Source organism: Chromohalobacter sp. 296-RDG (assembly GCF_029889885.1).
Lineage (GTDB): Bacteria > Pseudomonadota > Gammaproteobacteria > Pseudomonadales > Halomonadaceae > Chromohalobacter.
Genome location: NZ_JARANY010000007.1, coordinates 99,684 through 106,293, shown reverse-complemented (window position 1 = coordinate 106,293; position 6,610 = coordinate 99,684). Strand labels below are relative to the sequence as shown.

General features: G+C 62.5%; 6 protein-coding genes. 3 read left to right on the top strand and 3 right to left on the bottom strand.

Annotation, left to right across the window (positions count from 1 at the left end; genetic code table 11):
• Positions 1-326: 326 nt before the first annotated feature.
• Positions 327-1,523 carry a tyrosine--tRNA ligase gene (tyrS, locus tag OP495_RS05025; RefSeq protein ID WP_280562647.1) on the bottom strand — a complete coding sequence of 399 codons (1,197 nt, stop codon included), beginning with the start codon at positions 1,521-1,523 and terminating at the stop codon, positions 327-329.
• A gap of 99 nt (positions 1,524-1,622) precedes the next feature.
• Here tyrS and OP495_RS05020 point away from each other — a divergent pair, with 99 nt between their 5' ends.
• Positions 1,623-2,738: an anhydro-N-acetylmuramic acid kinase gene (locus OP495_RS05020; protein ID WP_280567613.1), complete on the top strand. Its 1,116-nt coding sequence runs from the start codon at positions 1,623-1,625 to the stop codon at positions 2,736-2,738.
• A 4-nt stretch (positions 2,739-2,742) separates the two neighbouring features.
• On the opposite strand, the gene OP495_RS05015 is transcribed toward OP495_RS05020, so the two are convergent.
• Complete coding sequence (locus tag OP495_RS05015; RefSeq protein WP_280567611.1) at positions 2,743-3,885, bottom strand: PilT/PilU family type 4a pilus ATPase; 1,143 nt, start codon at positions 3,883-3,885, stop codon at positions 2,743-2,745.
• Between the two features lie 37 nt (positions 3,886-3,922).
• The gene (locus OP495_RS05010; protein ID WP_280562644.1) at positions 3,923-4,963 is read right to left on the bottom strand and encodes a type IV pilus twitching motility protein PilT; all 1,041 of its coding nucleotides are present in this window, start codon (positions 4,961-4,963) and stop codon (positions 3,923-3,925) included.
• Positions 4,964-4,997: 34 nt separating this feature from the next.
• Here OP495_RS05010 and OP495_RS05005 point away from each other — a divergent pair, with 34 nt between their 5' ends.
• Together OP495_RS05005 and proC are read left to right on the top strand one after the other, a co-directional pair.
• The gene (locus OP495_RS05005; protein WP_280562643.1) at positions 4,998-5,705 is read left to right on the top strand and encodes a YggS family pyridoxal phosphate-dependent enzyme; all 708 of its coding nucleotides are present in this window, start codon (positions 4,998-5,000) and stop codon (positions 5,703-5,705) included.
• Between the two features lie 49 nt (positions 5,706-5,754).
• Positions 5,755-6,579, top strand: coding sequence for a pyrroline-5-carboxylate reductase (proC, locus tag OP495_RS05000; protein ID WP_280562642.1), 825 nt, complete (start codon positions 5,755-5,757; stop codon positions 6,577-6,579).
• The last annotated feature ends 31 nt before the right edge of the window (positions 6,580-6,610 follow it).

Below are 6,610 nucleotides of genomic sequence, written 5' to 3'. Positions count from 1 at the left end.
TTGTTGCCGAAGCGCCTAACGAGGAAGGCGTATTCTACCGAAAGCGCCGTGATTGTCAAGGCCGAAGCCGGCGAGACAATGCTTGGCAACGCTTCAAATCGCGGCGTTGCCTGAGGCCTTTCGAGATGCGGCGCATTCTACCGAAATCGGCGTTACTGTCAAGCGAGAAGCCACCCGAAGGCTTGAATTTCTCAAGCAAGTCAGCCACTTGCGCCACCCTTTCACCGCCGGCCACGAAGCCCGTCGCCGGCAGCGGATGCGTACTTTACGGATCCGCCGACGCGAACGCAAGGGGTTTTTACACCGATGAAACCTATCGCTCGTCTCTACCCTAACGTCACCCGCGCGTAACGCTTCTTACCCGCCTGGATAACATAGCTTTGTCCGGTGGCAAGCATATGATCACGTGCCACAACGTCGCCATCGACCTTGACGCGACCATTGCCCAGCATGTCCTTGGCCTGGGCACTGTTGTTGACCAAGCCCGAGCGGTTGAGTACTGCAGCAACCGGAGCCTGCTCGCCTTCGAAGACCACCTCAACCTCCGGCAAGTCCTCCGGAAGCTCACCTTCCGCCAGTTGGTTGCCCGCCGACTTGTGCGCATTGGCGGCCGCTTCATCACCGTGATAACGCCCGATCAATTCGCGCGCCAGCTCCATCTTGATATCACGCGGATTGGCCCCGGACTCGATCGACTGACGAATCACTTCGATGTCTTCATTGGACTTGAGCGACAGCAGTTCGAAGTAACGCCACATCAGGCTATCGGGCATCGACACCAGCTTGTTGAACATCACTCCCGGCGTATCGTCGACGCCCACATAGTTGCCCAGCGACTTGGACATCTTCTGGACACCGTCAAGCCCTTCCAGCAGTGGCATGGTCATGACCACCTGCGACGCTTGACCGAAATGCTTCTGGATCTCGCGCCCCATCAGCAGGTTGAACTTCTGATCGGTGCCGCCCAACTCGATATCGGCTTCAAGCGCCACCGAGTCGTAGCCCTGCACCAGGGGGTACAGGAACTCGTGAATCGAAATCGACTGGTTGGCCGTATAACGCTTCTCGAAATCGTCACGCTCCAGCATGCGTGCCACGGTAGACTGCGCTGCCAACTCAATCATGTCAGCCGCGGAAAGCTGGCTCATCCACTCGGCGTTGAAGCGCACTTCCGTGAGTGCCGGATCGAGGATCTGGAACACCTGCTCTTTATAGGTCTCCGCATTGGTCTTGACCTCTTCCTCGGTCAGCGGCTTGCGGGTCACGCTCTTCCCAGTGGGGTCACCGATACGCCCCGTAAAGTCGCCGATCAGGAAGACGACCTGGTGGCCGAGCTCCTGAAACTGACGCATCTTGGTCAACAACACGCTATGCCCCAGATGAAGGTCCGGTGCGGTAGGATCGAACCCCGCCTTGATACGCAGCTTACGCCCGGATTCGAGCTTTTTTACCAACTCGTCTTCCAGCAGGATTTCATGGGTGCCACGCTTGAGCAGCGCCAGCGCATCGGCAACGTCGGTCATCGTATCCTTTCTCCGCAAATGGGGTGGCTTGGGCAATAATGGGGGGATGTTAGCATGACTCATCGACGCGGTTGAGCGCCCCGACACATGGAGAGGAACATGCCCCTTTATATCGGCCTGATGTCCGGCACCAGTCTGGACAGCATCGACGCCGCCCTGGTGCATTGCGGCGACGACCGCCCCGAGTGGCTAGGTGCTACTGGAGTGACCTTTCCCGCCGCGCTGCGAGAGGATTTGCTGGCCTTATGTCTCGCCCGCGAGACCTCTTTCAGCGAACTGGCCCGACTCGAAACCGCGTTCTGCGAGTACCAAGCCGAGGCAGTCAACCGCCTGCTCACGGAGACCGGCACCTCGCCTGACGACATCGCTGCCATCGGCAGCCACGGGCAAACCATCGAACACGCCCCCGAGGGGGTTCCGCCGCACACCTACCAGCTCGACAACCCCAGCCTACTTGCTGAGCTGACCGGCTGCGCAGTGGTCGGCGATTTTAGGCGCCGCGACATGGCCGCCGGCGGACAAGCCGCGCCGCTCGCGCCGGCCTTTCATGCCGCGCTATTCACCTCTGCCGAGCATACGCGCTTGATCCTAAACCTCGGAGGCATCGCCAACCTCACGCGTCTTCCTCCGAGCGGCGACTCTGCCCCTGTACTCGGTTTCGACACCGGCCCCGCCAACATGCTGATGGACGCCTGGTGTCAGCGCCATCTGGGCCACGCCTACGACGCCGATGGTGCTTGGGCCGCCAGCGGCCACGTCGACGCGGCCTTGCTCTCACGCCTCCTCGATGACCCTTACTTCCGGCGCCCCCCGCCCAAGAGCACTGGACGCGAGCATTTTCATCTCGACTGGCTGACAACTCACCTCACGGGTGACGAGGCGCCCCGAGACGTCCAGGCGACGCTCGCTGAGCTGACCGCCGCCAGCATTGCCATGGCCATCACCCAAGACAGCGAACGTTTGGATACGTGTTACGATGCGCTCATTCCCTGCGGAGGCGGCGCCCACAACGTAGACCTGCTGGCGCGCCTACGTCGGCACGTGCCGGATATTCCGCTGACGCCCTGTGAGCGTTTCGGCTGGTCAGCGGACTGGCTGGAAGCCGGCGCCTTCGCCTGGCTTGCTCATCAGCGCCTCGCAGGGCGCTCCGGCAACCTTCCCGAGGTTACCGGGGCGCGTGCCCCCCGTGTGTTGGGCGGTCTCTATGCGCCATGAAGGCTCACTCATCGTCACCTTGAAGGGTGAAGCGCTCGGCGGCATCGCTGGCCCGCGCAAGTTGCGAACTATCGGCATCGCCATAATCGATACACAACCGCAGGTCGTTGGCCGAGTCGGCATGCACCAATGCCATCTTTTCGCTGATGCGCCCTTGCCGATAGAGCGCATATAGCGCCTGATCGAAGGTCTGCATACCCTGATCGTGAGAGCGTTGCATGATCTCCTTGAGGTCGTGAATCGCCCCCTTGCGGATCAGATCGCTGACCAACGGCGAACGCAGCATCACCTCGACCGCCGCGCAGCGCCCCTCGCCATCTTCGCGCGGCAGCAGACGCTGGGCGACGATGGCCTGTAAATTGAGCGACAGATCCATCCATACCTGTTCGTGGCGCTCGCTCGGGAAGAAATGTTGTATCCGTTCCAGCGCCTGATTGGCGTTGTTGGCATGCAGCGTCGCCAGGCACAGATGACCGGTCTCGGCGAACGTCAACGCCTGCTCCATGATCTCGCGCGAGCGCACCTCGCCGATCATGATTACATCGGGCGCCTGACGCAGTGCATTCTTGAGCGCCACCTCGAAGGACTCGGTATCGATGCCCACCTCGCGCTGATTGATGATCGCCCGGCCATGGGGATGAATGTACTCGATGGGATCTTCAATACTGATGACATGTCCGCCGGTCGTCTGATTGCGGTGCTGAATCATCGACGCCAGCGTGGTCGACTTGCCGCTACCCGTGCCACCGACGATGAACACTAGACCGCGTTTGCGATTGACCAGCTCGCTCAAGACATCCGGCAACGCCAGGCTCGCCAGATCGGGAATGTCGTAGGCGATTCGGCGCACGACCATCGCCATCTGGCTGCGCTGGTAGAAGGCACTGACGCGAAAACGCCCCTTGCCCGACAGACTAAGTGCAAAATTGGCCTCGCGTTCAGCCTCGAAACGTTCTCCCACGCCCTGCGGCAGCGCCGCCGAGACCAACTCACGCACCTGTGACACCGACATCGCCTGTGCGCCCAGCGTGACCAGCTCGCCATTGATCTTGAGACTCGGCGGCGCCCCGGTGGACACCAGCAGGTCGGAGGCTTGCTTGTCGAGCATGATGTCCAGCAGTTGCGTCAGCCACTCGTATGGCGTCATCTCGCGCTCTCCTTCGCGACTGTCGATCATGCCCAGCTTACACGCCCAGTACGCGTCCATCCTTCGCCTTGGCCTGTGCCTCGGCGCGCGAGACGACACCCTGCGCCACCAGGCGCGAAAGCGCCGCATCCAGCGTCTGCATACCCAGGCTGCCACCAGTCTGGATCGAGGAATACATCTGCGCCAGTTTGTTCTCGCGAATCAGGTTACGCACCGCCGCGCTGGCCACCAGGATCTCGTGCGCCGCCATACGCCCGCCGCCTTCACGCTTGAGCAATACCTGAGAAATGACCCCCTGCAGCGACTCGGACAACATCGAACGCACCATGCTTTTCTCGTCGCCCGGGAACACATCGATGATGCGGTCCACGGTCTTGGCTGCCGACGTGGTGTGCAGGGTGCCAAATACCAGATGGCCGGTTTCGGCAGCGGTCAGCGCCAGGCGGATGGTTTCCAGGTCGCGTAGCTCACCGACCAGAATCACGTCGGGGTCCTCGCGCAGTGCCGAGCGCAACGCCGTAGCGAAGCTGCGCGTATCGCGATGCAACTCGCGCTGATTGACGAGACTGCGCTTGCTGCGATGCACGAACTCCACCGGGTCTTCGATGGTCAGCACATGCTGATAATAGTTTTCGTTGACGTAGTCGATCATCGCCGCCAAGGTCGTGCTCTTGCCCGACCCGGTCGGCCCCGTCACCAGCACCAGCCCACGCGGCAGCGAGGCCAGGCGTCGAAATACATCTCCCAGGTCCAGGTCATCGAGGGTCAGCACCTCGCTGGGAATGGTGCGAAAGACGGCGCCCGCGCCGCGCCCTTGATGGAAGACGTTGACGCGAAAGCGCGCCACGCCCGGCACCTCGAACGAGAAATCATGCTCGAGCGTCTCTTCGTAGTCGCGGCGCTGCTGATCGTTCATGATCGCGTAGATCAACTTGTGAACGTCACGATCCTCGATCGGCGGCACGTTGAGCCGGCGGATGTCGCCGTCGACGCGAATCATTGGCGGCAAACCGGCAGACAGATGCAGATCGGACGCCTTCTGTTTTGCCGAGAACGCCAGCAATTCGATAATATCCATGCATTTCTCTCGCTCGCGGACAGGGTTTCTCAGTATGCCAGATGTCACCATCGCCGAATCCCTCGAACGCGCTCGCCAGCGTTTGACCCGCGCCCTGGCGAGCGCGGGGCGTGACGGCGAGGACGCCTGCCTGTTGGCCGTGAGCAAGACGCAACCCACAGCCAGCGTGCGCCAGGCCTTCGCTGCGGGGCAACGCGCATTCGGCGAGAACTATCTTCAGGAAGCGCTCGACAAGCAGGCCTCGCTGGACGATCTCGAGGGTATCGTCTGGCATTTCATCGGTCCTTTGCAATCCAACAAGACCCGCGCGGTGGCCGAGCACTTCCAATGGGTGCATACCATCGACCGCGCACGCATCGCCACACGCCTCGACGCACAACGCCCGACGGCGCTGGAACCGCTGAATGTTTGCCTGCAGGTCAACGTCAGCGGCGAAACCAGCAAATCCGGCGTGGTGCCCGAGGCCTTGCCAGCACTGGCCGACGCCGTGGTGGCACTGCCACGCCTGCGACTACGCGGCTTGATGACACTGCCCGCACCGAGCGACGACCCGGCAGCCCAACGGCGACCCTTCGCCGAGCTGCGCGCCTTGCTCGAAACACTCCGCCAGCGACATCCCCAGGCGCCCCTGGATACACTCTCGATGGGCATGAGCGGCGATCTCGAGTCCGCCACCCTCGAAGGCGCCACCCTGGTCCGTCTGGGCACGGCCATTTTCGGGCAGCGCGCGCCGCGCGCCTGATCGTCTTGTCTCAACGCCACTGTTTCGCCGCGACACTACAGGAGACCCCATGACAAGCCACGTCACATTCATCGGCGCCGGGAACATGGCCAGCGCCATTTTCGGCGGCATGATCGAAGGCGGCCATCCCGCCGAAGCCATCACCGCCACCGCGCGCAGCACCCAGACACTCGACGCGCTCGCGTCGCGCTATGGCGTCCACACCACCTCCGACAATAACGCGGCCGTCGAACAAGCGGATGTCGTGGTCCTGGCCGTCAAGCCGCAGGTCATGCGTGAGGTCTGCAACGAATTGCGCGATAGCGTGCAGCGCCAACGCCCGCTAATCGTCTCCGTGGCCGCCGGTTTGAGTGCCGAGACGCTGGAGAATTGGCTCGGCGGCGAGCTCGCCATGATCCGCTGCATGCCCAATACCCCCAGCCTGGTCGGCCAGGGTGCCTCGGGGCTTTACGCTAACGCCCGCGTCAGCGAGGAGCAGAGGCAACTGACCACCTCGCTGCTGGAAGCCGTAGGGCTCGTGGAGTGGGTCGCCGACGAGACGCTTCTCGAGGCCGTCACGGCCGTGTCGGGTAGCGGACCGGCGTATTTCTTCTTGATCATGGAAGCACTCGAGGACGCCGGCAAGAAGCTCGGTTTGCCCGCCGACAGTGCCCGCCGTCTGGCCCTGCAAACCGCTTACGGCGCCGCCAGCATGGCCCGCGGAAGCGAATTCGAGCCAGCTGAGTTGCGCCGCCGCGTGACCTCGCCCAACGGCACCACCGAACGCGCCATCAATAGCTTCGAGGACGACGGCCTGCGTATGCTGTTCGAAAACGCCACGCAAGCTTGCGCGACACGCGCCCGTGAGCTGGCCGACGAACTGAGCCGCGACTGAATCCCCCTTCACCCATTCGACACGGAGGAGC